Here is a 21,850-nt window from a genome sequence, read left to right on the forward strand (position 1 = left end):
CCGGGCGCCGCGCAGGCACCCGGCCAGCACCGAGGACGACGGTCAGCCGACGCCCAGCAGGTCGATGACGAAGATCAACGGCTCGCCCGACAGCGGGTGCCCGCCACCGGCCGGGCCGTACGCCTTGTGCGGGGCGATGCTGAGCTGGCGCCGGCCGCCGACCTTCATGCCGGGGATGCCCTCCTGCCAGCCCTGGATCAGGCCCTGCAGGGGGAAGCGGATCGACTCGCCGCGGTTCCAGGAGGCGTCGAACTCGGCGCCGTCGCGGAACTTCACGCCGACGTAGTGGACGGTCACGTAGTCGCCCGGCTTCGCCTCTTCGCCGGTGCCCACCACGATGTCGAGGATGTCGAGGTCCGCGGGCTCGTCGCCCTCGGGGAACTCGATGACTGGCTTCTCGAGATTGCTCATGCTCCTACCATCCCAGATCCTTGCCTGTGCGCGTCTCGATGCTCGGGCGCTCCAGCCCGGCGTTGAGGCGTCCCAGCAGTGATGCGAGCGTGTCGAGGTCTTCCTCGTTCCAGTCCTCGACGGCCTGGGCGAGCTTGGCCCGCCGCATCGTACGGACCTCGGTCAGCCGCTCGCGCGCGGTCTCCGTCAGCGAGATCAAGCGTGCTCGACCGTCGGTCGGATCGGGATCGCGCTCCACCAGGCCGAGCCGCTCGAGCTGCGCCACTCCACGGCTGACGGTCGACTTGTGGACGCTGATGGTCTCGGCGAGGTCGGATCCGCGGATGCCGCCGCCGAGAGCAGGTCGCGCGTCGACGATCGCGATGAGCAGGAGGTACGAGGCGAAGTCGAGGTCGGGGTGGATGTGGGAGATCGTCCCGAGACCTCGAAGGCGAGAACGGCGCAGCAGCCGCGTGATCTCGTACTCGACGTCCTGGTCGACGTCGAGGGACGGCTGCTTGGGAGTCGTCGTCATCAGGCCAGCTCCGGTTCGCTGCGGTCGGCGCCTCGTCGGAAGACGGGGCGTCGTACGTGTCATGCCAAGACTAGCCACGGGAGGCGCTGCGGCGCGCCCGCCGTGCAGCGAACAGCCCCGACGGGGGTGGCCGGGGCTGTTCGGTGCCACGCGAGCGTGGCGTCCGTGGGCCGTCAGCGCAGCTCCGCGGAAGTCAGGCCGAGCACCCGGCGCGCCACGATGAGCTGCTGGATCTGCTGGGTACCCTCGAAGATGTCGAGGATCTTGGAGTCTCGCGCCCACTTCTCGAGGAGCTCGTCCTCGCCGTACCCGAGGGTGCCGGCGAGCTCGACGCACCGCAGCGTGATCTGGTTGCCGACGCGGCCTGCCTTCGCCTTCGCCATCGACGCCTCGAGCGAGTTGGGCATGCGGTTGTCCGCCATCCACGCCGCCTCGAGGGTCAGCAGCTGCGCCGACTCCCAGTCGGCCTCCATCTGGAGGAACGCGGCCGCAGCCGCCGACTGCGAGAGGATCGGCCGGTCGTAGTCGATCTCGACGCCGGCGTCCTCGAGGATCTCGCGGGTCCGGTCGAGAGCCGCGCGCGCACACCCGACGGCCATGGCCGCGACGAGCGGACGCGTGTTGTCGAACGTCTGCATCACACCGGCGAAACCCTTGTCGGCGTGGACCTCCGGGTCGCCGAGGAGGTTCTCGGCGGGCACGCGGCAGCTGTCGAGCACGATCGTCGCCGTGTCCGACGCCTTGATGCCGAGCTTGTGCTCCAGGCGCTCCACACGGATGCCCGGCAGCGACTTCGGGACGACGAACGACTTGATCGCAGCGCGTCCGAGCGTCTTGTCGAGCGTCGCCCACACCACGACCGCGTCGCTGCGGTCGCCCGACGTGACGAAGATCTTCTCGCCGTTGAGGACGTACTCGTCACCGTCCTTGACCGCGGTGGTCGTGATCGCCGCGGAGTCCGACCCGCAGTCGGGCTCGGTGATCGCCATCGAGGCCCACATGCCCTTGAATCGCTGCAGCTGCTCGTCGGTGGCGACCGACGCGATCGCGGAGTTGCCGAGCCCCTGGCGTGGCATCGAGAGGGTGAGCCCCACGTCGCCCCAGCAGGTCTCGATCACCGACAGCACCGACGACATGTTGGAGCCGTTGCGCACGCCGTCACCGTCATCGGACGAGCGGCGTACGCCCGTGGCGCCGGCGCCCTGCCCGGCACCGGAGTCGCTCATGCCGTCGACGACGGCGGCGAGCATGTCGAGCTCCTTCGGGTACGCGTGCTCGGCGAGGTCGTACTTGCGGGAGTTGGCGCGCAGGAACTCGGTCGCGACGCGGTTCGCCTGGTCGACGAACGCCCTGAACTTCTTCGGCGTCTCGAGATTGATCATCTGTGGTCCTCTCCTCTGGCGGCTCCTCAGACGAGGAGGCCGCCCTCCATGACGCCGACGGCACGCAGGTCTCGGTACCACCGCTCGGCCGGGTGCTCCTTGGTGAAGCCGTGCCCGCCGAGCAGCTGGACCCCGTCGGTGCCGGCCTTCATGCCGTACTCCGAGCACAGGCGGCGCGCCAGGGCGGACTCGCGGGCGAACGGCTTGCCGAGGTCGGCACGCGAGGACGCGCGCAGGGTCGCGAGGCGTGCGCCCTCGAGCTCGATCGCCATGTCGGCGACCATGAACGCGACGCTCTGACGATGGGCGACCGGCTCTCCGAACGCCCGGCGCTCCTTCACGTACGGGGTGACGTAGTCGAGCACCGCCCGCATCGCGCCCAGCGAGAGGCTGCTCCAGGCGATCCGCGCCAGGCGGACGCTGTCGGCGTAGCCGTCGACGCTGTCGGGGAGCAGAGCCTCCCGCGACACCGTCACGCCCTCGAGGACGAGCCGCGACAGCGCCGCCGAGCGGAGGCCCATCGAGGCGTCGACCTCGATCGCGATCCCGGCGGTGTTGGACTCGAGGACGAAGAGGCCGGGGCGGCCGTCGTCGAGGCGCGCGGCCACGACGAAGAGCTCGGCCGACGTGCCCCGGATGACCCCGGACTTCACACCGTCGAGCACGTAGCCGCCGGGGACCTTGCGCGCGGTCGTCCGCAGCGCGAACGGGTCGAACAGCGCGTGCGGCTCCGCGACGGCGAGCGCAGCGGCCGGCACGTCGGTGCCGGTGAAGGCGGGGACGTACGTCTGCTGCTGGGCGCTGTCGCCCCACAGCGCGATCGCGGTGGCCACGGACCCGGGGGCGAGCAGCGACGCGGCGATCCCCATGTCGCCGCGGCCGAGCGCCTCGGCCACCAGGACGCCCGTCGTCGCCGAACGCTCCGCGGCCAACCCACCGAGCTCCTCGGGGAGGCCCGTGAGCGTCAGCCCGAGCTCGTACGCCTGGACGAACAGCTCCGTGGGCGTCTCCAGCACGGCCTCCGCCTTCTCGACGGCGGGACGGATGACGTCCGCCGCGAAGTCGGACACGACGTCGACCATCATCTGCTGGTCCTCGGTCGGCGTGAGGTCGAAGACCCCGGTCGCCGACACGGGAGACGGGCGTACGGCGGTGCCGCGGCCCGGCATCCGTTTGAACCCCCGGCTCACCGCGGCGGCCGTACGGAAGCCGACCCGCGCGCCGTGGTAGGCCACGCTCTCCGAAGGCCCCCGCAGGTTGAGTCGGTCGAGAACCGGCATCGAAGCGATCCGGTTGAGGACGGCGAGACCCTTGCTCATCGGGTCCCGCCGCGCAGAGTGCGCTGTCACAGCGTCTCCTCGTGTCGTGGAGGCATTTCCTCCACCTACTGTAACTGGGAGTTGCACTCTTGTGCACCCGGCTCGCCAAAACGGTGTCGGATACCCTTCGGATCAGCGAACCGTCGGCCGACAAACCGCGCGAAGGAGCCCCTGTTGTCCGTCTCCATGCCCTCCGGAGGAACCGCACGCCCGATCACCCGTTGGGGTGAGCCGGTCATGCATCGCAAGCTTCGCCCCGTGACGGAGTACGACGCGGACCTCGAGACGCTGGTCGCCGACATGTTCGCGACCATGTACGCCGCCGACGGAGCCGGTCTCGCCGCCAACCAGATCGGCGTCGACCTCCAGGTGTTCGTGTTCGACTGCACCGACGGCGACAACAAGCGGGTCGCCGGAGTCGTCTGCAACCCCGAGCTGACGCTCCCGTCGACCGGCGACCGCAACCTCGACGACAGCGAGGAGGGCTGCCTGTCACTGCCGGGCGCCTACACGTGGTGCGCGCGCCCCGACTGGGCACGCGTCGACGGCACCGACCACACCGGCGCACCTGTCACCTACATCGGCGAGGGCGGCACGCTCGCACGCTGCCTGCAGCACGAGACCGACCACCTGATGGGCACGGTCTTCGGTGACCGTGTCCCCGCGCGGGCTCGCAAGAAGCTCTACAAGCAGGCCGAGGCGATCGCCGACGACTACCCCGGCGACTGGCCCGCCGTCGCGCGCATCACCTCCGCGCACGACCTCTGACCCGTCTCTCGGTTCGCCGGTCGAGCAGACTTGTTTCGCTGGTCGAGCAGACTTGTTTCGCTGGTCGAGCAGACTTGCTTCGCTGGTCGAGGCGCGAAGCGATCGAGACCTCACCAGCGGAGACAGACTCCCTCAGCCCGCGTCGAGGGCCCAGCACGCCACGGCCGTCGCCGCCGCCACGTTGAGGGAGTCGATGTCGGCCGCCATCGGGATCGTGACGCGTACGTCGGCGCTGCGGCTCCAGTGCGGTGACAACCCGTGCCCCTCGGCGCCGACCATCAGGGCGACCTTCTCCCCCATCTCGGACCCCTTCGCCAGCTCGCGCAGGTCGCGGGCGTCGTCCGACAGCGTCATCGCCAGGCTGGTCCACCCGTGCCCGCGAAGCAGCTCAGGGAACGCGTACCAGTCGTCGACCCGTGCGTACGGCAGCCAGAACACCGATCCCATCGAGACCTTGATCGCCCGCCGGTAGAGCGGGTCGGCGCAGCGCGGCGAGAGGATGACGGCGTCGAATCCCAGGGCTGCGACGCTCCGGAAGACCGCTCCGACGTTGGTGTGGTCCATGAGGTCCTCGGCGACGACGATCCGACGAGAGCGGTCGAGCACCTCGACGACCGTCGGCACCGGTGCCCGGTAGAGGCTCGCGAGGGCGCCGCGGTGGACGTGGAAGCCGGTGACGCGTTCGATCTCCGCCTCCGACATCACGAAGACCGGTGCGTCAGTCCCGGCCAGCACGTCGGCGAGCGTCTCGAGCCAGCGCGGCGCCATCAGGAAGGACCGCGCCTCGTGGCCCGACTCGAGCGCCCTGCGGACGACCTTCTCGCCCTCGGCGATGAACACGCCGCGTTCCGCCTCGAGGAGCTTGCGGAGCTGGACGTCGCGCAGATCGACGTAGTCGCGCAGGCGCGGGTCGGATGCGTCGTCGATCGGGACGATCTCAGCCATCGAGCGGGGTCCGGAGCGCGTCGAGCAGCCGGTCGCGCGTACGTCGGGACCGCTCGGGATCACGGTTCGCGAGCACGGCGACCGTCGTCTCCTCGTGGTGACCGACCGCCGGGGTCCACGCCGTGCCGAGCGGCGCGTCGTCGGCGCGGACGCAGAAGATGCGTGCCGCTGTGGCTTCTTCGAGTACGGCCGCGTTGACCGCGGGGCGGTCGGTCGACGCCATCGCGTACCAGGCGGCGGACAGGTCGCCCGGCGCGTACTCGCGCTCGATCAGCGTGATGGTGCCGGCCTTCGCTGCCTCGCGGACGACCGGGTCGACGTCGGGCGACACCACGGTGACCGCCGCTCCGGCGTCCAGGAAGGCCTGCAGCCGCCGTGCGGCGACCCGGCCGCCACCGACGATCACGACACGTCGGCCGGCGAGGATGAGGCCGGACGGGTACGGCGGGTGCGACAGTCCGGGTCCGTGGTTCACGACTCGATGCTAGCGTCGCCGCGCGGTAGCGTCGGTCCCCAGCCGGTCCACCCGCGAAGGAGCCTCGATGACCCTCGACCGACCGATCGCCCCCAACCCGTACGACTACCTGCCGCCCGTCCCCGCGTTCACCGTCACGAGCACCGACGTCAACGACGGCGACCCGCTGGGCGACGCCCAGGTGCAGGCGAAGGGCAACACCTCGCCCCAGCTGTCGTGGGAGGGCTTCCCGCCCGAGACGAAGAGCTTCGTGGTGACCTGCTTCGACCCCGACGCCCCCACCCCGTCCGGCTTCTGGCACTGGGTCCTCGTCGACGTGCCGGGTGACGTGACGTCGCTCGACACTGGCGTCGGATCAGGACGAGACCTGCCGGGCAAGGCGTTCCACGTCCGCAGCGACTTCGGCACCCCCGACTTCGGCGGGGCGGCCCCGCCGGAGGGCGACAGGGCGCACCGCTACTACTTCGTGGTGCACGCCGTCGGCGAGGAGTCGCTCGGCGTCGACGCGGACGTGAGCCCGGCGGTCGTGTCGTTCAACCTCGCGTTCAAGACGCTGGCGCGGGCGACACTTCTCGGGACGTACCAGCACTGATCAGCAGCTCGCAGTCGTCGATGGCGTCGGCCAGCATCTGGTGCAGCACCGTGTCGGAGTCGGTGCACACGGAGCGTACGACGCCGTCGACGCTGTTGAGCACGATCCGCGGCGCTGCTCGGCGCGCGAAGTGCTTCGGGTGCGTCGTGAGCCCGCGGCGGAAGCCACGCGCCCACTGCTCGGCGGCCGGCGCCTGCGCGAAGGCGTCGCCGATCAGCGGCTCGAACTCCTCCGGGAGCGACGTCTCGTAGTCCTCGAGGTAGCGCTCGACGGCAAGGAGCCCCACGGCGAGGGCACGCTGGTGCGCCCGCGGCGACAGGGGCAGCGCGATCGTCGCTGCACGGATGCAGATGGCGGCGTGGATGCGCGGGTCGGGACTGTTGAGACCGACGACCCGCGGGACCAGCTCGACCATCGACCGGCGCGTCACGTCGCTGACGTTGTCGTTGACCAACCGTGCGAGCCCCGCCAGGAGCGGATGCGTGCACGCGGGCTGGTCGCTCCATCGCTCACCGGCGAGATACGACGCGAACTCCATGAAGCACGCACCCTTGCGGGGGTTGCGATGCTTCCCGGGCGAGAGCACCGGGACGAGCTCGGGGACGCTGCTGGACCTCATGGCGGCCTCCTGGGGAGGGTCGGGCTATGACCTTCCTCTCAGTGTGCGACGGATCCGGCGTCGGCGCTACTGGTGGAGCCCGATCAAGATGTCGGCGGCTGGCCCTCGGTCCAGAGTCGGGTGGTGTCGTCCTCCCAGCGCTCCACGGGGCCGTCGTCGGAACCCTCGCCGGCGGGACCCGCCGGGCCTGCGAGCTCCGGAGGGATGCCGGCTGCTGCTGCCGACGCTGCGCGCCCCGCGTCGGGCCGGGCTGCCGCCTTGGCGGCCTCGAGCGCCTCGTCGACCGCCCGGTGGGCCGCCGCGAGATCGGGCTCGGCGACGTCGCCGCCGATCGGAGGAGCGTCGTAGGAGATCCGCTCGCGCGGACCGTCGACCGCGGCCGGGATCTGACCGATGGCGGCGCCCAGACCCTTGAGCGCGTCGCCGACCTCGCTCGGGATGATCCAGAGCTTGTTGGCGTCACCCTGAGCGATCTCGGGCAGCATCTGGAGGTACTGGTAGGCCAGCAGCGACTGGTCGGGCTGGCCGTCGTGGATCGCCTGGAACACCGTCGCGATCGCCTGGGCCTCGCCCTGCGCGGTGAGGATCTGCGACTCACGCTTGGCCTGCGCGCTGAGGATCTGCGCCTCGCGGTCACCCTCGGCACGAAGGATCTGCGACTGCTTCTCGCCCTCGGCGGTGAGGATGGCGGCCTGGCGCGAGCCCTCGGCCTGCAGGATCGCGGCGCGCTTGTCGCGGTCGGCGCGCATCTGCTTCTCCATCGAGTCCTTGATCGACGGCGGCGGGTCGACGCCCTTGAGCTCGACGCGGTTCACGCGGATGCCCCACTTGCCGGTCGCCTCGTCGAGCACGCCACGCAGCTTCGAGTTGATCTCGTCGCGGCTGGTCAGGGTCTGCTCGAGGGTCATCCCGCCGATGATGTTGCGCAGCGTCGTCATCGTGAGCTGCTCGATCGCCTGGATGTAGTTGGAGATCTCGTACGTCGCGGCGACCGGGTTGGTCACCTGGAAGTAGATGACCGTGTCGATCGAGACGACCAGGTTGTCCTCGGTGATGACCGGCTGCGGCGGGAACGACACGACCTGCTCGCGAAGGTCGATCTTGAAGGAGACCTTGTCGACGAACGGCGTGATGATGTTGAGCCCGGCGGACAGCGTCGTGCGGTACTTGCCGAAGCGCTCGACGATCCCGGCACGAGCCTGCGGCACGATCTGGACCGACTTCGCCAGGACCACGACGACGGCGAGCGCGAGCAGAGCCAGGATGATGAGTGCTGCCATGGAGAACCTCGATCCTCGGGTGCGATGCCTCGGAGACTAGCGCACACGCAAGTCTCCCCGGATGCGCGCCTGGACCTCGCCGGGCTAGCCCTCTTCCGGGTAGACGACGGCGGTCGCACCGTCGATCTCGAACACCGCGACCTTGGTGCCCGCCTCGATGGTGATCGAGGGGTCGTACGAGCGCGCCGACCAGGTCTCGCCGGCCAGCTTGACCTGCCCGGCGTTCGCGTCGACGGCGGTGAGCGCGACCGCCGAGCTGCCGATCAGCGCCGTGGTGCCCGAGACGAGGTCGGGGCCTCGGTGCAGGCGCTTGACCATCGACGGCCGCGCCAGGAACAGCATCAGGAGCGAGACCACGCTCGCCACGAGCGCGGAGACCGCGAACGACGCACCGACCGCTGACGCGCCCGCACCGGCGAACGCGCCGACGGCCAGCATCAGGAGCACCAGGTCGAGGCTCACCAGCTCGGCGGTCGCCAGCAGCAGACCGGCAGCGACCCATCCGGCCCACGCGTTGTCCGAAAGCCACCCCATAGCGGCGACTCTAGGGGACCGGACGGCCAGACGGCGCCGTACGTCCGCAGACCCGCCGGGCCGTCTGCCGGGTCACGGCGTCAGCGTGGCGCCCGGCGGGCGGCGTACCGGCCGTCACGCACCTCGAGGATCAGCGGCATGTGGAAGGTGATCGCGAGGTTCTGGGCAGTGAGCGTGTCCTCGATCGGCCCGGCCGCGGTGATCCGACCGTCACGGAGCATCAGGACGTGCGTGAAGCCGGGCGGGATCTCCTCGACGTGGTGCGAGACGAGGATCAGGACGGGTGCGTCGGGGTCGCGCGCCAGCTTGCCGAGGTTGGAGACGAGCTCCTCGCGGCCACCGAGGTCGAGACCGGCGGCGGGCTCGTCGAGCAGCAGCAGCTCCGGGTCGGTCATCAGCGCACGCGCGATGAGGACCCGCTTGCGCTCCCCCTCGCTGAGGGTGCCGAAGGTGCGGTCGGTGAGGTCGTCGACGCCCATCAGCCGCAGCAGCAGGTGCGCCTGCGCCTCGTCGAACTCCTCGTACTCCTCGCGCCAGCGGCCGGTGACGCCGTACGACGCGGTCAGCACCACGTCGAGGACGCGCTCACGGCGCGGGATGCGGTCGGCGACGGCCGCGCTCGTGTAGCCGATACGGTGCCGCAGCTCGAACACGTCGACCGCGCCGAGGATCTCCTCCAGCACGGTCGCCACCCCCGACGTCGGATGCATCTGGGTCGCGGCGATCTGGAGCATGGTGGTCTTGCCTGCGCCGTTGGGTCCGAGGACCACCCAGCGCTCCCCCTCGTTCACGGTCACGCTGACCTCGTCGAGCAAGGTGGCCTTGCCTCGTCGTACGGTGACGTCGGCGAGCTCGAGCACGGGCGCCATGCACTACTCCTGCGCTTTCGGGGTGGGCGTCACAAACCTACGGCACCGTGTGTGCCCTCGCCTGATGCGGGTCTCCCCTGACGCCGCTGCACAGACGTCCTAGGCTCGTCGTCGTGCCCACCCTGACCCGCTCCGCGCGGTGGGTGGCGTGGTTCAACGCCTGGCTCGCCGACACCGCGCCGCTCGAGACCGCCACCGACGTCGTACGCGGTGACGACGCCGCGCACCACGTCCTGGTCTCGCTCGACGGCGACCGCTCCGCGGAGTCGTTGATCCTCTCGTGGGGTGCGCTGCGCCGTGGCGGGGCGACGGGCGCGACCCTCGCTCTGCCCGAGCCGGGTGATCCGTACGGGCTCGCAGGCCCGCCGGCGTTCACCGCCGCCGCGACCGACGTGGGCGAGGCCGTCGTGGTCGAGGGAGCCGGCATCGGACTCGTCCCGGAGGTGATCGGGAGCGGCGTCTTCTGGCACCGGTACGAGGCACGCCCCGTTGCACCCACCATCGGCGTCGCGGAGGCGTCGCGTGAGCTGCGCACCGAGCTCGCGACGACCACGGATGCCCTGCTGGCGCTCGATGTCGCTCGCTGGCAGCCGGAGGTTCGTGAGGTGCTCTCCGGGATCCGCGACGCCACCGAACCACTGCTCGCCCCGGGGTACGACCCCCGCGCCGAGCAGCTCGCCGCCACAGCGCTGCGATGCCTGGCGATCGCCGAGCTCGCCGACGACACCGGCTCCGGCGCGGTGACGGCGTGGGAGTCCGACACGCGGTCCGCTCACCTGCGTACCCTCGCCCGCGCAGCACGGCACGCGCTGGTGGTCGCCGCGGGCGCGGGTCGACCGGGATGAGTCGCGCGGTCATGGCCTAATCTCGGACCGTGAACGAGCCCGTCCCGACGCCGACCGCTCCGCTCGACGCACCCACCGTCTCGGTGACGCTGCTCGGACGCGACCACGCCGGCGTCACCGCGCGCCTCTTCGAGGTCTTCACGCCGTACGCCGTCGAGGTGATCGACGTCGAGCAGATCGTGCTCCGGGGCCGCCTCGTGCTGGCCGTGCTGCTGACGGCGCCGAGCGACCGTACGGCGTTCGAGAAGGCGGTGGCCGCGGTCGCCGAGGAGCTCGGCATGGAGCAGGAGGTCGCGTACGGCAGCGGCGACAACCGCGGCCGTCGTCGTGGACGCAGCCACGTCACCGTCCTGGGGGCGCCGCTCCTCCCCCGGCAGTTCGCGGCCGTCGCCACGAAGGTCGCCGAGGCCGGCGGCAACATCGACCGGATCGTCAGGATGGCGCGCTACCCGGTGACCGCCATCGACCTCGACGTCTCCGGCGCCGACCCCGACGTCCTGCGCCGGACGCTCGCGCTCGAGGCAGCCCACCAGGGCGTCGACGTGGCTGTCCAGCCGCTCGGCATCCACCAGCACGCGCAGCGCCTGGTCGTGATGGACGTCGACTCGACGCTGATCCAGGGCGAGGTGATCGAGATGATCGCTGCCCACGCCGGGTACGAGAAGGAGGTCGCCGAGGTCACGGGGGCAGCGATGCGCGGCGAGCTCGACTTCGCCGAGTCGCTGCAGGAGCGCGTGGCGCTGCTCGCCGGCGTTCCGGAGTCGGCACTCGACGACGTGCACGCGTCCATCCAGCTCGCGCCCGGTGCGCGGACGATGATCCGGACCCTGAAGCGGCTCGGCTACCGCTTCGCGCTGGTGTCCGGCGGCTTCACCCAGATCATCGACAAGCTCGCGGGTGAACTGGGCATCGACTACTGGGCGGCCAACACCCTCGAGGTGGTCGACGGCCATCTCACCGGCCGCGTCACCGGCCCCGTCGTCGACCGTGCCGGCAAGGCTGCGGCACTGCGGCGGTTCGCCGCGGAGGCCGGCATCTCGCTGGCGAACACGGTGGCCATCGGCGACGGAGCCAACGATCTCGACATGCTGGACGCCGCAGGGCTCGGTGTCGCGTTCAACGCCAAGCCGGCCGTCCGGGACGCGGCCGACACGTCACTGTCCGTTCCGTACCTCGATGCGATCGTGTTCCTCCTCGGGATCACCCGCGAAGAGGTCGAGGCGGCCGACGCGCTTCCCGACTGACGTCTCGGTCACGAGTGGCGTGGCGGCGGCGCCAGGAAGTCCTCGAGGCGCATCGCCCTCGGATCGATGTCGAACCAGTCGCCGTCGTACGTCAGCACCGCCGCCGCCGACGTCGGGAACCCGCGGTCGCCGTACGCCTTCCAGGCGCCGTTGTGCGTCCCGTCGTGCAGCATCCAGACCAGGTCGCCCACCGCAGGGTTGTGGCCGACGACGACCACCGTGCTGGGCTCGCCCTCGACCGTCCGGACCTCCTGGAGGACGCCGTGCGCGGTCGCGCCGTACAACGGGCCGGGGTACGCGACCACGCTCGGCGCGAGCCCCAGCGCACTGTTGAGCTCGTCGAACGTCTCGCGCGTGCGTACGGCGGGTGACACCAACGCCTGGGCGGTCCCCGTCACGTAGACGGCGAGCTGCTCGCCCCGTCGACGCGCGTCGTCCCGCCCACGCGCCGTCAGAGCGCGCGCGGAGTCCGACGGGGCGGACGCCTCCGCCTTGGCGTGCCGGACGACGACGAGCTGTTTCACCGGTTAGTCGTCCTCGAGCCGGAACCCGATCTTGAGGGTCACCTGGTAGTGCTCCACGCTGTCGCCCTCGATGTGACCGCGGATGCCTTCGACCTCGAACCAGTCGAGGTGCCGCAGCGTCTGCGACGCCCGGCTGATGCCGTTGGTGATCGCGTCCGTGACGCCCTCGCTGGACGTGCCGACGATCTCGGTGATGCGGTAGGTACGGTTCGTCATGCGCCCATCATGCCGCTGGATCGGCAGGCGTACCGTGGGGGGATGGACGATCGTCACGACGACCCGGTCGCGATCACGACCGCACAGGTCGGTCGCAGCGAGGAGCTGCGGCATCGCCAGAACCGATATCTGGTCTCGATGCTGATCCGTACGGTGTGCTTCATCCTGGCGGTCGTCGTGACCGGCCCGGCGCGGTGGGTCTTCATCGCGGGAGCCATCTTCCTGCCGTACGTCGCCGTGGTCTTCGCCAACACGGCGCGCCGCAAGCCCACCAACCAGGCCGACGTCGTCCACCCCGAGCCGATCGGCCAGCTCGGCCCAGGGCCGACGGTCCAGCCCGACCCCCCGAAACCCTCACCGGCAGGAACCGATGACCCTGAGTGACCCCGCGGACCAGGCCCCTCTGATCTGCTCCTCGAAGGGGTGCGACGCGCCCGCGCAGCACGCCCTCCTGTGGAACAACCCGAAGATCCACACGCCCGACCGTCGCAAGACCTGGCTGGCGTGCGACGAGCACGAGCCGACCCTGCGCCAGTTCTTGTCGGCGCGCGGGTTCTGGAAGGAGACCCAGCCGCTACCCGCCGATGGCTGACATCGGCCGGCTGGGCTGAAGGAAGCCGACGTCGTCGATGCCGTGGCCGGGCAGCTTCGTCCACATCGCGGCACGCCAGCGGTCGGCGATCTCGTCGTCGGACGCTCCCCCGCGCAGTGCCGCCCGGAGATCGGACTCCTCGCGGGCGAACAGGCAGTTGCGGACCTGCCCGTCGGCGGTCAGCCGCACCCGGTCGCAGTCGCCGCAGAACGGGCGGGTCACCGACGCGATGATGCCGACGGTGGCCGGGCCGCCGTCGACGAGGAACTCCTCGGCCGGCGCCGACCCCCGGGCACGGTCGGCCGGGGTCAGCGTGACGTGCGGGGCGAGCTTCTCGAAGATCTCGTCGGCGGTGACCATCGAGCTGCGGTCCCACCCGTGCTGGGCGTCGAGCGGCATCTGCTCGATGAACCGGAGCCGGTAACCCCGCTCGATGCACCAGGCGAGCAGCTCGGGGGCCTGGTCGTCGTTGATGCCGCGAAGCAGCACGGCGTTGACCTTGACCGGAGCGATGCCGGCCGCCTGGGCCGCTTCGAGCCCGGAGACGACGTCCGCGTGCCGGTCACGACGGGTGATCTGCTCGAAGGTGTCGGGCCGGATCGTGTCCAGGCTGATGTTGACGCGGTCGAGTCCTGCGTCAGCAAGCGCCTGCGCGGTGTGCTTCAGGCCGAGGCCGTTGGAGGTGAGCGAGACGGTCGGCGACGGCTTGAGAGCCTTGGTGGCCGAGACGATCCCCGCCAGTCCGCGCCGCAGGAGCGGCTCGCCGCCGGTGAAGCGCACATCGGTGATCCCGAGCCGCTCGACGCCGATCGTGACGAGGCGTACGACCTCGTCGTCGGTCAGCGTCTGCTCCGTCGGCATCCAGTCGAGCCCCTCGGCCGGCATGCAGTACTGGCAGCGCAGGTTGCAGCGGTCGGTCAACGACACACGGAGGTCGGTCGCCGCCCGCCCGTGGCGGTCGACGAGCCGCGAGCCGTGCTCGGACGCGAGTGGCGCGACGGTGTCGGCGGTCATATCGCCAGTCTAGGTGGCGCGCCCTGCTGGTCGAGGGCTGTGGAGGGGTTCGCTACCGTCGAGTCGTGTACCGGTTCCTGCTGACGCGTCGTTGGGTCGCGTTCGCGTTGTTCGTCGTGCTGCTGGCCGGCGTCTGCATCTGGCTGGGTTTCTGGCAGTTCGGGCGCCTCGACCAGCGGCTCGAACGCAACGACGTGGCCCGCGCGAACCTCTCCTCGGCGCCGGTCTCGGTCAGCGAGGTCGCCACGCGTGACAGCGACGAGTCCGAGCGCAACGAGTGGACCCAGGTCGAGGTCACCGGGACGTACGACACCGAGGGTCAGGTCGTCGTGAAGTACCAGACCCGCGAGGCCGGCCCCGGTGTCGAGGTCGTCACGCCACTGCGCACCGCAGACGGTACGGCCGTCCTCGTGGACCGCGGCTGGATGCCGTCCGCCAACACGACCGACGCCACCCTCGACATCCCGGCGCCGCCGACGGGCGAGGTGACGGTCATCGGGTCGTGGCGGGCGAACGACCACGTGCCCCTGCACGCGACGCAGCCGGACGACGGCCAGGTCCGCGCGATCTCGACACTGGGCATGGCGCCGACGCTGGACTACCCGCTGTACGAGGGCGGCTACCTCGCTCTCGAGGAGCAGCAGCCCGCCGCATCGGGCCTCGTGATCCCGGACGGCCCCGAGCTCGGTCAGGGGCCACACTTCTTCTACGGGCTCCAGTGGTGGTTCTTCGCTGCGCTGGCGCTCGTCGGCTTCGGGTGGTTCGCCTGGACGGAGGCGCACCCCCGCGGACCACGCAAGGCAGGCCATGCCCGTCCTGGCCAGCGGTCGGTCCCGGCTGCGCGGGCTGCCGCCGAGCGCGTGGCGTCACAGACTGCGGATCGCTCCTCCGTCGACCGGGAGCATCGTCCCGGTGATGTACGACGCGGCGGGTGACAGCAGGAAAGCCGCCGCTGCACCGAACTCCTCCGGACGTCCGTAGCGCCCCAGCGGGATCGACTTCTCGTTCGCCGCACGCTGGCGGTCCGCGTCGCCGGACAGCCCGTCGAGGTAGCGCACCCGCTCGGTGTCGATCCGCGCCGGCAGCAGGGCGTTGACCCGGACTCCCCGCGGCCCGAGGTCGTCGGCGAGGTCCTTCACCAGCATGGCGAGGCCCGGTCGCAGACCGTTGCTGATGGCGAGTCCGCCGATCGGCGCGCGCACCGAGGAGGACAGCACGAGAGCGATCGATCCGCCGTCGCTCAGCTCAGGGGCGATCTCACGCACGATGCGGACGGCCCCGAGGAACACCGCGTCGAAGGCCGACCGCCACTGCTCGTCCGTGATGTCGGCGACGCGCCCTCCCGGGGGCCCGCCGACGCTCACCAAGAGCCCGTCGATGCGCCCGAAGCGGCCGCGGGCAGCGGCGACCATCTCCTGCGGCGCCCCCGGGTCGGCGTTGTCCGCCTCCACGCCGACCGCCTGGGCGGCTCCGAGCCGCTCCACGGCCGCGTCCAGAGCGCCTCGGTCGCGGCCCGTCACGACGACGTTCGCTCCGAGACCGACGAGCGCCTCGGCGGTGGCGAGACCGAGCCCTCTGCTCGCCCCGGTGAGGACGTACGTCCGTCCACCGAGGTCGTACGGCGTGCTCACGGCGCCCCCAGCAGGTCCACGAACCGAGCACGTTGCGCGACACGCTCCGCCGCCGCCTGCTCGGCGAGGTCGAGGTCGCCGGCCGACTGGAGCAGCGCCTTCGTGCCGCTGACCGCGCCGTGCGGTGCGGCCGTGAGCGCTGCGACCAGACCCGCGACGTGGACGTCGAGCTGGTCGTGGGCGATGAGCGCCTGGCCGAGGCCGAGGGCGTACGCCTCCTCGGCCGGCACCCATCGCGCGGTCGCGCAGATCTCCAGCGCTCGCGCGTAGCCGACGGCGTCCACCAGCGGCTTCGTGCCAGTGAGGTCGGGGACGAGGCCGAGCGCCGGCTCCTTCATGCACAGCTGAGCGTCGTCCGCGAGGACACGTAGGTCGCAGGCGAGCGCGAGCTGGAAGCCAGCGCCGACCGCATGGCCCTGGACGACGGCGATCGAGACGAACTGCGGGTTGCGCAGCCAGGTGAACCCCTCCTGGTAGGAGGCGACCGTCGCGTCGAAGTCCGCCTCCGGCGCCGTCGCCATCTGCGGGAACGACGCCTCGCCCTCGATGCCGCCCGGGGAGAGCATCGCGCGGTCGAGTCCGGCCGAGAAGGACGCGCCCCACCCTCGGAGGACGACCACGCGTACGTCCGGCTCGACTGCGGCGCCGATCGCCGCGAGTCCTCGCCACATCGCCGGCGTCTGCGCGTTGCGCACGTCCGGGCGGTTCAGGGTGACGGTCAGGACCGCGCCGTCGACGGCGATCTCGAGTCCGGCGGCTTCCAGCGCGTCAGGGGAGGGATAGCTCATGTCCCGAGGCTATCGGGCACGCTGCCCACCGCTCACGCGAGGCTGATGAGCTCCTCGTACTCCTTGGTCCACAGATCCTCGATGCCGTCGGGCAGGATCAGCACGCGGTCGGGCTGGAGCGCCTCCACCGCGCCCTCGTCGTGGGTGACGAGGATGATCGCGCCCTCGTACGCACGGATGGCACCGAGCACCTCCTCGCGTGAGGCCGGGTCCAGGTTGTTCGTCGGCTCGTCGAGCAGCAGCACGTTGGCCGCCGAGACGATCAGCGTCGCCAGAGCCAGCCGGGTCTTCTCACCGCCCGAGAGCACCCGCGACGGCTTGTGAGCGTCGTCTCCGCTGAAGAGGAACGCCCCGAGCACGCTGCGCGCCTGGGTGTCGGTGAGCGACGGCGCCGCCGACTGCATGTTCTCCAGCACGGTGCGTTCGAGGTCGAGGGTCTCGTGCTCCTGGGCGTAGTAGCCCAGCTTGAGGCCGTGGCCGGGGAGGATCTTGCCGGTGTCGGCCTGGTCCAGGCCGGCGAGCATCCGCAGCAGCGTCGTCTTGCCGGCACCGTTGAGCCCGAGGATCACGACTCGGCTCCCCCGGTCGATGGCGAGGTCGACGTCGGTGAAGATCTCCAGCGAGCCGTACGACTTGGAGAGGCCCTCGGCCATCAGCGGCGTCTTGCCCACTGGCGCCGGGGTCGGGAAGTCGATCTTCGCGACCCGGTCGGAGGCGCGCTCGCCCTCGAGACCGGCGAGCATCTTCTCGGCACGACGGGCCATGTTCTGGGCGGCCGTCGCCTTCGTCGCCTTCGCGCGCATCTTGTCCGCCTGGGCCATCAGCGTGGAAGCCTTGCGCTCCGCGTTGACCCGCTCGCGCTTGCGACGTCGCTCGTCGGTCTCGCGCTGCTGCAGGTACTTGCGCCAGCCCATGTTGTAGACGTCGATCTCAGCGCGGTTGGCGTCGAGGTGCAGGACCTTGTTGACGACGTCCTCGAGCAGGGCCACGTCGTGGCTGATCACGATCACGCCGCCGCGGTAGCTCATCAGGAAGTTGCGCAACCACACGATCGAGTCGTGGTCGAGGTGGTTGGTCGGCTCGTCGAGCAGCAGCGTGTCGGCGCCGAGGAAGAGGATCCGGGCGAGCTCGATCCGGCGGCGCTGGCCACCCGACAGCGTCTTCAGCGGCTGCTCGAGGACGCGGTCCGGCAACCCGAGGCTCGCGGCGATCGTGGCCGCCTCGGACGCGGCGGCGTACCCGCCTCCGGCGTGGAGCTCGGCATCGGCGCGGGAGTATCGCTTCATCGCGCGGTCACGGATCTCGTCGTCGTCGGAGCCCATCTCGATCTCCGAGCGGCGGAGCGCGCGGTAGACCTCATCGAGCCCACGGGCCGAGAGGATCCGGTCGCGCGCCAGCATCTCCGGGTCGCCGCTGCGCGGGTCCTGCGGGAGGTAGCCGATCGTGCCGCGACGCAGGATCTGCCCGCCTGCGGGCTCTTCGCCCTCGCCCGCGAGGATCTTGGTCAGCGTCGTCTTGCCGGCACCGTTGCGTCCGACGAGCCCCACCTTGTCGCCGTCGACGACCTGGAAGGTCGCTCCCGACATGAGGACGCGTGCGCCGACGCGCAGCTCGACGTCGCTGACGCTGATCATGACGCAGTGGCTCCCGGGTCTGGGTGGAGGGATGAGGACGTGACGACGTCCGAGGACGGCCGGGACCCGGCCGCCTCGTCCAGTGTACGGAGGGGTGTCAGTCGCTGACGACGACGGACTCGATGGTGACCGGCTCGACGGGCTTGTCGGTCGCGTCCGTGGGCACCGCCGAGATCTCGTCGACCACTGCCTTGCTCGCGTCGTCGGCGACGGTGCCGAAGATCGTGTGGGCCCCGTTCAGGTGCGGCGTCGGGACGGATGTGATGAAGAACTGCGAGCCGTTGGTGTCGGGGCCGGAGTTGGCCATCGCGAGCTGGTACGGCTCGTCGAACGTGAGCGCGGGATCGATCTCGTCGCCGAACTCGTAGCCGGGGCCGCCCATCCCTGTCCCGAGCGGGTCTCCGCCCTGGATCATGAAGTCGGGAATCACCCGGTGGAAGACCGTCCCGTCGTACAACGGGTCCGACGACTTCTCTCCCGACTCGGGGTCGGTCCACTCCTTGTCGCCGGTCGCGAGACCGACGAAGTTCGCGACCGTCTCCGGCGCCTCGTCGGCGTAGAGGTCCACCGTGATGTCGCCCATGCTCGTCTTGAGCGTCGCCTGCTGCGCGGTGACGTCGGCAGCGCCGTCAGAGCCGCCGTCGGACCCGCCGTCAGACCCGCCGTCTCCGCACGCGGTCACGACGAACAGGAGAGCGACGACAGGGGCGAGCATGCGCAGGCGCACAGGAGTTCCTTTCAGTGGATCCGACGGACGGAACCGTAGCGGGACGGTTCGAGCAACCGTCAGGCGACGCCGCGACGGTAGCCGGGGAGCAGCTCCTCGACGAGAGCGTGAGTGCGGGACGTCGCGCCCAGGGGCGACCCGTATGCAGCGATGGCTGCGAACATCTGGTCGGCGACGACAGTCGCGTCGGCGCGCCCGCTGAAGCGGACGGCGAGCCGCATCGCGGCGCACCACAGCGTCTCGCTCGCCGGGAGCGCTGCCAGGCCCGCCAGGAGTGCGTCACGGGCGCCGGTGGCGTCGTCGACCGCGGTGCACTCGCTCGCCAGGGCAGACGACGTCATCTCGACGGCGAGTGCGATGTCCTCCTCGAGGCCGAGGTGGGCGAGCCAGGCGTAACGGCCCTGCGGGACGTCGGTGAACGCCGGGCCGCGGACCAACGACATGGCCGTACGGAGCGCAGGCACCCGCGCGCGGCTGTTGACCGCGCGGTTGAGGGCGGCGCGGAACCGGTCCCAGTCACAGGCGACGGCGGACCGACGCAGCGACCAGACCCCGGCCTCGGTGTTGAGCACCGGCTCGCCGGCCGCGGACGTACCGATCCACTCCGCGACCGCCGACAGGGTGGCGTCACGGGTCTCGGCGTCGACCCCACGTGGCCAGATCGCGGCGGTGAGGACGTTGACGTGGACACCGTCCGGGTGGACCGCGAGGTAGGCCGCGATCTCGGTGAACAGCTCACGCCGCGCCTCGTCGATCGGACCGGGTGCGCGCACGACCACGGGGCCGAGGAGATCGACGGAGACCACCACGGGCTCGTCGTCACCAGTCGCGAGGACGGCTTCCTCGACGACGAGCGCCTCGGCCAGTTCCTCGATCGGGACTGCTGCCGGCTCAGCGGGAAGCGTGAACAGTGCCGCGAGGCCACGGCAGGTCTCCGTGGACAGCTCCTGCGCGACGACGTCGATCGCCTGCGGGCCGCAGACGAGGCGCCCGTCGTCCGTCGCGGTCAGGCGGGCAGCGCCGTCCGGGCAGTCGCCCACCACGACGACCGCGACGGCGACCATCGGGTCGGCCGCCCACGCGTGCAGACGGGCGAGAGCCGCCGGGTCGGGGACGCCGGAGCAGACGACGAGCTGGAGACGCGTACGGCCGGGCTCGTCGCTCATGCGGCGCGCTGCCTGGATGGACTCCACGCCGTACGTCCGGCAGGTGGCGCGCTGGTCGTGCGCCACGTTGTCGAGCGCGTCGAGCGCACGGCCGATGTCGCTGACGGCATCGATGTTGCCGAGCGCGGAGACGTCGTCGGCGAAGCCCACGAGGGTGACGACGGGGGTGTCCGCCCACGGGTGGGTCGCGGTCTCGACCGCGAGGCTCATCGCGACGCCGCGCGCGACGACCGGATCTCCGCCGATCGAGACGACGCCGTCGTACGACTCCAGGTCGAGCAGCAGGACAGCCCCGTCGTCGCGGGTGCCTGCACAGACGAGCGCCGGCAGGGGCGAGGGTGCGTGCGAGGTCGTAGCGGTCTCTCGCGGGAGCACCCACGTCCGTGCGTCGCCTGAGCTCGTCCAGCCGGACGGCAGCGCCTGCTCCGGCTCCGAGCGGAACGACACGACCAGACCATCGGACGACAGCGCCGCTCGCGCCAGCGGTGGCAGCGCACTCGCGTGCAGGCTGCGTACGGCGCCGGCGACCCACTGGGCGTCCGCAGGCGCGGCCTCGTTCCGCAGCCCTGCCTCGACGCGGGCTGCGATGTCGACCTGCGTCGAGCTGGTGGCGGACGAGCCGCGTGGGCGGTCGCCTCCGCCGCCGGGGTTCGACGCGCGGCGGCGACGCAGGCCGAGAAGGGCGCCCGCCAGAGCCAGACCACCGGCGACACCGAAGATCGGGGCCCAGCTGCCGAGCGACGCCGTCGCGGTGCTGTTGGCCTCCACCACGCCGCCCACCGCGCCACCGGCTCCGTCGGTCGCCGCGGCGTCGGTCGCGGCAGCGCCCGCCTTGCCTGCGCCGTCGGTGCTCGAGCCCGGGGCAGAGCTGGGAGCGGCGACGTCGTCGCGCGCCGCCTCGACGACCTTCAGGCCGGGACCGCGGGCGTCGTTCGGCATCTTCATGACCCAGCCCGGGTGGATCAGGTCGGGGTTGCTGAGCGTACGACCGTCCGGCTGGACGACGTTGCGGTTCATCGCGTAGATCTCCTTGTAGCGGAACCCGTCTCCCAGGTACCGCTCGGCGATGTCCCACAGCGTGTCGTAGTTGCGGTTGTTCGGCGGCTTGACGTCGTAGTACGTCGTCAGCTCGCCACCGCGCTGCTCGGCCTTCGTCGCACGCGACAGCTCGCTCGTGGCGGGCCTCTCGGCGTCGGCGGCCTTCGCGACGCGCTGCTTCGTCTCCGCGCTCTGAGAGCCGGCTGCGCGCTCGCTGCCGACGACCTGCTCGATCCCGACGGGACGGTGCTCGGGTGCCGGCACGGCTGCGCTCGCGGCGGGAGCGGCGATCGACGCGGTGCCCACCAGCAGCACGATCGTCGTCACCAGCTTGCGTGCGAGGGCCTGGGTGCCGATGCCTCCACCGGGGATCCTCGGCGCGAGGCCGCGGGCGCCCACCTCGGAGACGGCCTCGGCGAGCAGGCACACCACGAAGTGGAGCCACGCCAGCCACACGACGGCTGCGAGCACGTGGAGGAGGACGTCGGTCGTCAACGGCTGGGTCAGCCAGCCGACGTCGGGAACCTGCGAGGGCCAGGGCGCGCCGAACGCCGAGGCGAGGGCGACGGGGACGCCGACCACCAGCGCGAGCGTCGCGACGAGAGCGATCAGCCCGCGGGCGACGTCACCACCGCGGCCGCCGTCCTGGGGCGTGACAGGGAGGCGGCTGCTGCGCTGGGTGGCGGTCATCGCGTCGCTCCTTCGGGGTGTCGTACGGATCGG

Annotated in this window: 25 protein-coding genes; 7 read left to right on the top strand and 18 right to left on the bottom strand. The window is 71.2% G+C overall.

The window, feature by feature from the left end; translation table 11 throughout:
* Nucleotides 1–42 precede the first annotated feature (42 nt).
* The 4 genes from AB3M34_RS11760 to AB3M34_RS11775 all read right to left on the bottom strand — a co-directional run bounded on the left by AB3M34_RS11760 (nt 43) and on the right by AB3M34_RS11775 (nt 3,656).
* On the bottom strand, nt 43–411 hold the full coding sequence (locus AB3M34_RS11760; RefSeq protein ID WP_370614060.1) for an FKBP-type peptidyl-prolyl cis-trans isomerase: 369 nt from the start codon (nt 409–411) through the stop codon (nt 43–45).
* A 4-nt stretch (nt 412–415) separates the two neighbouring features.
* Complete coding sequence (locus AB3M34_RS11765) at nt 416–925, bottom strand: MarR family winged helix-turn-helix transcriptional regulator (protein ID WP_370614061.1); 510 nt, start codon at nt 923–925, stop codon at nt 416–418.
* Nucleotides 926–1,098: 173 nt separating this feature from the next.
* Nucleotides 1,099–2,307, bottom strand: coding sequence for an acyl-CoA dehydrogenase family protein (locus tag AB3M34_RS11770; protein ID WP_370614063.1), 1,209 nt, complete (start codon nt 2,305–2,307; stop codon nt 1,099–1,101).
* Between the two features lie 26 nt (nt 2,308–2,333).
* Nucleotides 2,334–3,656 carry an acyl-CoA dehydrogenase family protein gene (locus AB3M34_RS11775; RefSeq protein ID WP_370614065.1) on the bottom strand — a complete coding sequence of 441 codons (1,323 nt, stop codon included), beginning with the start codon at nt 3,654–3,656 and terminating at the stop codon, nt 2,334–2,336.
* Nucleotides 3,657–3,812: 156 nt separating this feature from the next.
* On the opposite strand from AB3M34_RS11775, the gene def reads away from it, so the two are divergent.
* On the top strand, nt 3,813–4,394 hold the full coding sequence (gene def, locus AB3M34_RS11780) for a peptide deformylase (RefSeq protein ID WP_370619999.1): 582 nt from the start codon (nt 3,813–3,815) through the stop codon (nt 4,392–4,394).
* Nucleotides 4,395–4,526: 132 nt separating this feature from the next.
* Here def and AB3M34_RS11785 read toward each other — a convergent pair whose 3' ends face one another.
* Entirely contained in the window at nt 4,527–5,339 is an 813-nt protein-coding gene (locus tag AB3M34_RS11785; protein ID WP_370614067.1) for a TrmH family RNA methyltransferase, read from the bottom strand.
* Complete coding sequence (locus AB3M34_RS11790; RefSeq protein ID WP_370614068.1) at nt 5,332–5,814, bottom strand: precorrin-2 dehydrogenase/sirohydrochlorin ferrochelatase family protein; 483 nt, start codon at nt 5,812–5,814, stop codon at nt 5,332–5,334. The genes AB3M34_RS11785 and AB3M34_RS11790 overlap by 8 nt, the downstream gene beginning before the upstream one ends.
* A 67-nt stretch (nt 5,815–5,881) precedes the next feature.
* Between AB3M34_RS11790 and AB3M34_RS11795 the strand changes: the two genes are divergently transcribed.
* Complete coding sequence (locus tag AB3M34_RS11795; protein WP_370614070.1) at nt 5,882–6,406, top strand: YbhB/YbcL family Raf kinase inhibitor-like protein; 525 nt, start codon at nt 5,882–5,884, stop codon at nt 6,404–6,406.
* On the opposite strand, the gene AB3M34_RS11800 is transcribed toward AB3M34_RS11795, so the two are convergent.
* From AB3M34_RS11800 to AB3M34_RS11815, 4 genes are all read right to left on the bottom strand, one after another.
* Nucleotides 6,360–7,025, bottom strand: coding sequence for a hypothetical protein (locus AB3M34_RS11800; protein WP_370614072.1), 666 nt, complete (start codon nt 7,023–7,025; stop codon nt 6,360–6,362). The two genes, AB3M34_RS11795 and AB3M34_RS11800, sit on opposite strands and share 47 nt — an antisense overlap.
* Nucleotides 7,026–7,108: 83 nt before the next feature.
* Nucleotides 7,109–8,305: an SPFH domain-containing protein gene (locus tag AB3M34_RS11805; RefSeq protein WP_370614074.1), complete on the bottom strand. Its 1,197-nt coding sequence runs from the start codon at nt 8,303–8,305 to the stop codon at nt 7,109–7,111.
* An 84-nt stretch (nt 8,306–8,389) separates the two neighbouring features.
* Complete coding sequence (locus tag AB3M34_RS11810) at nt 8,390–8,839, bottom strand: NfeD family protein (RefSeq protein ID WP_370614075.1); 450 nt, start codon at nt 8,837–8,839, stop codon at nt 8,390–8,392.
* 80 nt (nt 8,840–8,919) lie between these two features.
* Nucleotides 8,920–9,708 (bottom strand): ABC transporter ATP-binding protein, encoded by a 789-nt coding sequence (locus AB3M34_RS11815; RefSeq protein WP_370614076.1) that lies wholly within the window; start codon nt 9,706–9,708, stop codon nt 8,920–8,922.
* A gap of 113 nt (nt 9,709–9,821) precedes the next feature.
* On the opposite strand from AB3M34_RS11815, the gene AB3M34_RS11820 reads away from it, so the two are divergent.
* Both AB3M34_RS11820 and serB read left to right on the top strand, forming a co-directional pair.
* Nucleotides 9,822–10,553 (top strand): hypothetical protein, encoded by a 732-nt coding sequence (locus AB3M34_RS11820; protein WP_370614078.1) that lies wholly within the window; start codon nt 9,822–9,824, stop codon nt 10,551–10,553.
* Nucleotides 10,554–10,582: 29 nt separating this feature from the next.
* Nucleotides 10,583–11,797 carry a phosphoserine phosphatase SerB gene (serB, locus tag AB3M34_RS11825; RefSeq protein WP_370614080.1) on the top strand — a complete coding sequence of 405 codons (1,215 nt, stop codon included), beginning with the start codon at nt 10,583–10,585 and terminating at the stop codon, nt 11,795–11,797.
* 8 nt (nt 11,798–11,805) lie between these two features.
* On the opposite strand, the gene AB3M34_RS11830 is transcribed toward serB, so the two are convergent.
* Together AB3M34_RS11830 and AB3M34_RS11835 are read right to left on the bottom strand one after the other, a co-directional pair.
* Nucleotides 11,806–12,321: a SixA phosphatase family protein gene (locus AB3M34_RS11830; RefSeq protein ID WP_370614082.1), complete on the bottom strand. Its 516-nt coding sequence runs from the start codon at nt 12,319–12,321 to the stop codon at nt 11,806–11,808.
* 3 nt (nt 12,322–12,324) lie between these two features.
* Nucleotides 12,325–12,537, bottom strand: a complete 213-nt coding sequence (locus tag AB3M34_RS11835; protein ID WP_370614083.1) for a dodecin — start codon at nt 12,535–12,537, stop codon at nt 12,325–12,327.
* Between the two features lie 42 nt (nt 12,538–12,579).
* On the opposite strand from AB3M34_RS11835, the gene AB3M34_RS11840 reads away from it, so the two are divergent.
* On the top strand, nt 12,580–12,921 hold the full coding sequence (locus AB3M34_RS11840; RefSeq protein WP_370614085.1) for a DUF3099 domain-containing protein: 342 nt from the start codon (nt 12,580–12,582) through the stop codon (nt 12,919–12,921).
* Nucleotides 12,908–13,129 (top strand): acetone carboxylase, encoded by a 222-nt coding sequence (locus tag AB3M34_RS11845; RefSeq protein ID WP_370614087.1) that lies wholly within the window; start codon nt 12,908–12,910, stop codon nt 13,127–13,129. The genes AB3M34_RS11840 and AB3M34_RS11845 overlap by 14 nt, the downstream gene beginning before the upstream one ends.
* Here the strand turns inward: AB3M34_RS11845 and moaA are convergent.
* A complete protein-coding gene (gene moaA, locus AB3M34_RS11850) occupies nt 13,112–14,143 on the bottom strand; it encodes a GTP 3',8-cyclase MoaA (protein ID WP_370614089.1) in 1,032 nt (343 codons plus the stop codon). The two genes, AB3M34_RS11845 and moaA, sit on opposite strands and share 18 nt — an antisense overlap.
* 65 nt (nt 14,144–14,208) lie before the next feature.
* Between moaA and AB3M34_RS11855 the strand changes: the two genes are divergently transcribed.
* Nucleotides 14,209–15,078, top strand: a complete 870-nt coding sequence (locus tag AB3M34_RS11855; protein ID WP_370614090.1) for an SURF1 family protein — start codon at nt 14,209–14,211, stop codon at nt 15,076–15,078.
* Here AB3M34_RS11855 and AB3M34_RS11860 read toward each other — a convergent pair.
* The 5 genes from AB3M34_RS11860 to AB3M34_RS11880 all read right to left on the bottom strand — a co-directional run bounded on the left by AB3M34_RS11860 (nt 15,010) and on the right by AB3M34_RS11880 (nt 21,817).
* Nucleotides 15,010–15,774 (bottom strand): SDR family oxidoreductase, encoded by a 765-nt coding sequence (locus AB3M34_RS11860; protein ID WP_370614092.1) that lies wholly within the window; start codon nt 15,772–15,774, stop codon nt 15,010–15,012. The genes AB3M34_RS11855 and AB3M34_RS11860 overlap by 69 nt on opposite strands.
* Entirely contained in the window at nt 15,771–16,562 is a 792-nt protein-coding gene (locus AB3M34_RS11865; RefSeq protein WP_370614094.1) for an enoyl-CoA hydratase/isomerase family protein, read from the bottom strand. The genes AB3M34_RS11860 and AB3M34_RS11865 overlap by 4 nt, the downstream gene beginning before the upstream one ends.
* Nucleotides 16,563–16,594: 32 nt before the next feature.
* Nucleotides 16,595–18,196, bottom strand: a complete 1,602-nt coding sequence (locus AB3M34_RS11870; RefSeq protein ID WP_370614096.1) for an ABC-F family ATP-binding cassette domain-containing protein — start codon at nt 18,194–18,196, stop codon at nt 16,595–16,597.
* A gap of 97 nt (nt 18,197–18,293) precedes the next feature.
* Nucleotides 18,294–18,923: a peptidylprolyl isomerase gene (locus tag AB3M34_RS11875; protein ID WP_370614098.1), complete on the bottom strand. Its 630-nt coding sequence runs from the start codon at nt 18,921–18,923 to the stop codon at nt 18,294–18,296.
* Nucleotides 18,924–18,982: 59 nt separating this feature from the next.
* Complete coding sequence (locus AB3M34_RS11880) at nt 18,983–21,817, bottom strand: LysM peptidoglycan-binding domain-containing protein (protein ID WP_370614100.1); 2,835 nt, start codon at nt 21,815–21,817, stop codon at nt 18,983–18,985.
* Nucleotides 21,818–21,850: the final 33 nt, after the last annotated feature.

This window comes from Mumia sp. Pv4-285, assembly GCF_041320275.1.
GTDB lineage: Bacteria > Actinomycetota > Actinomycetes > Propionibacteriales > Nocardioidaceae > Mumia > Mumia qirimensis.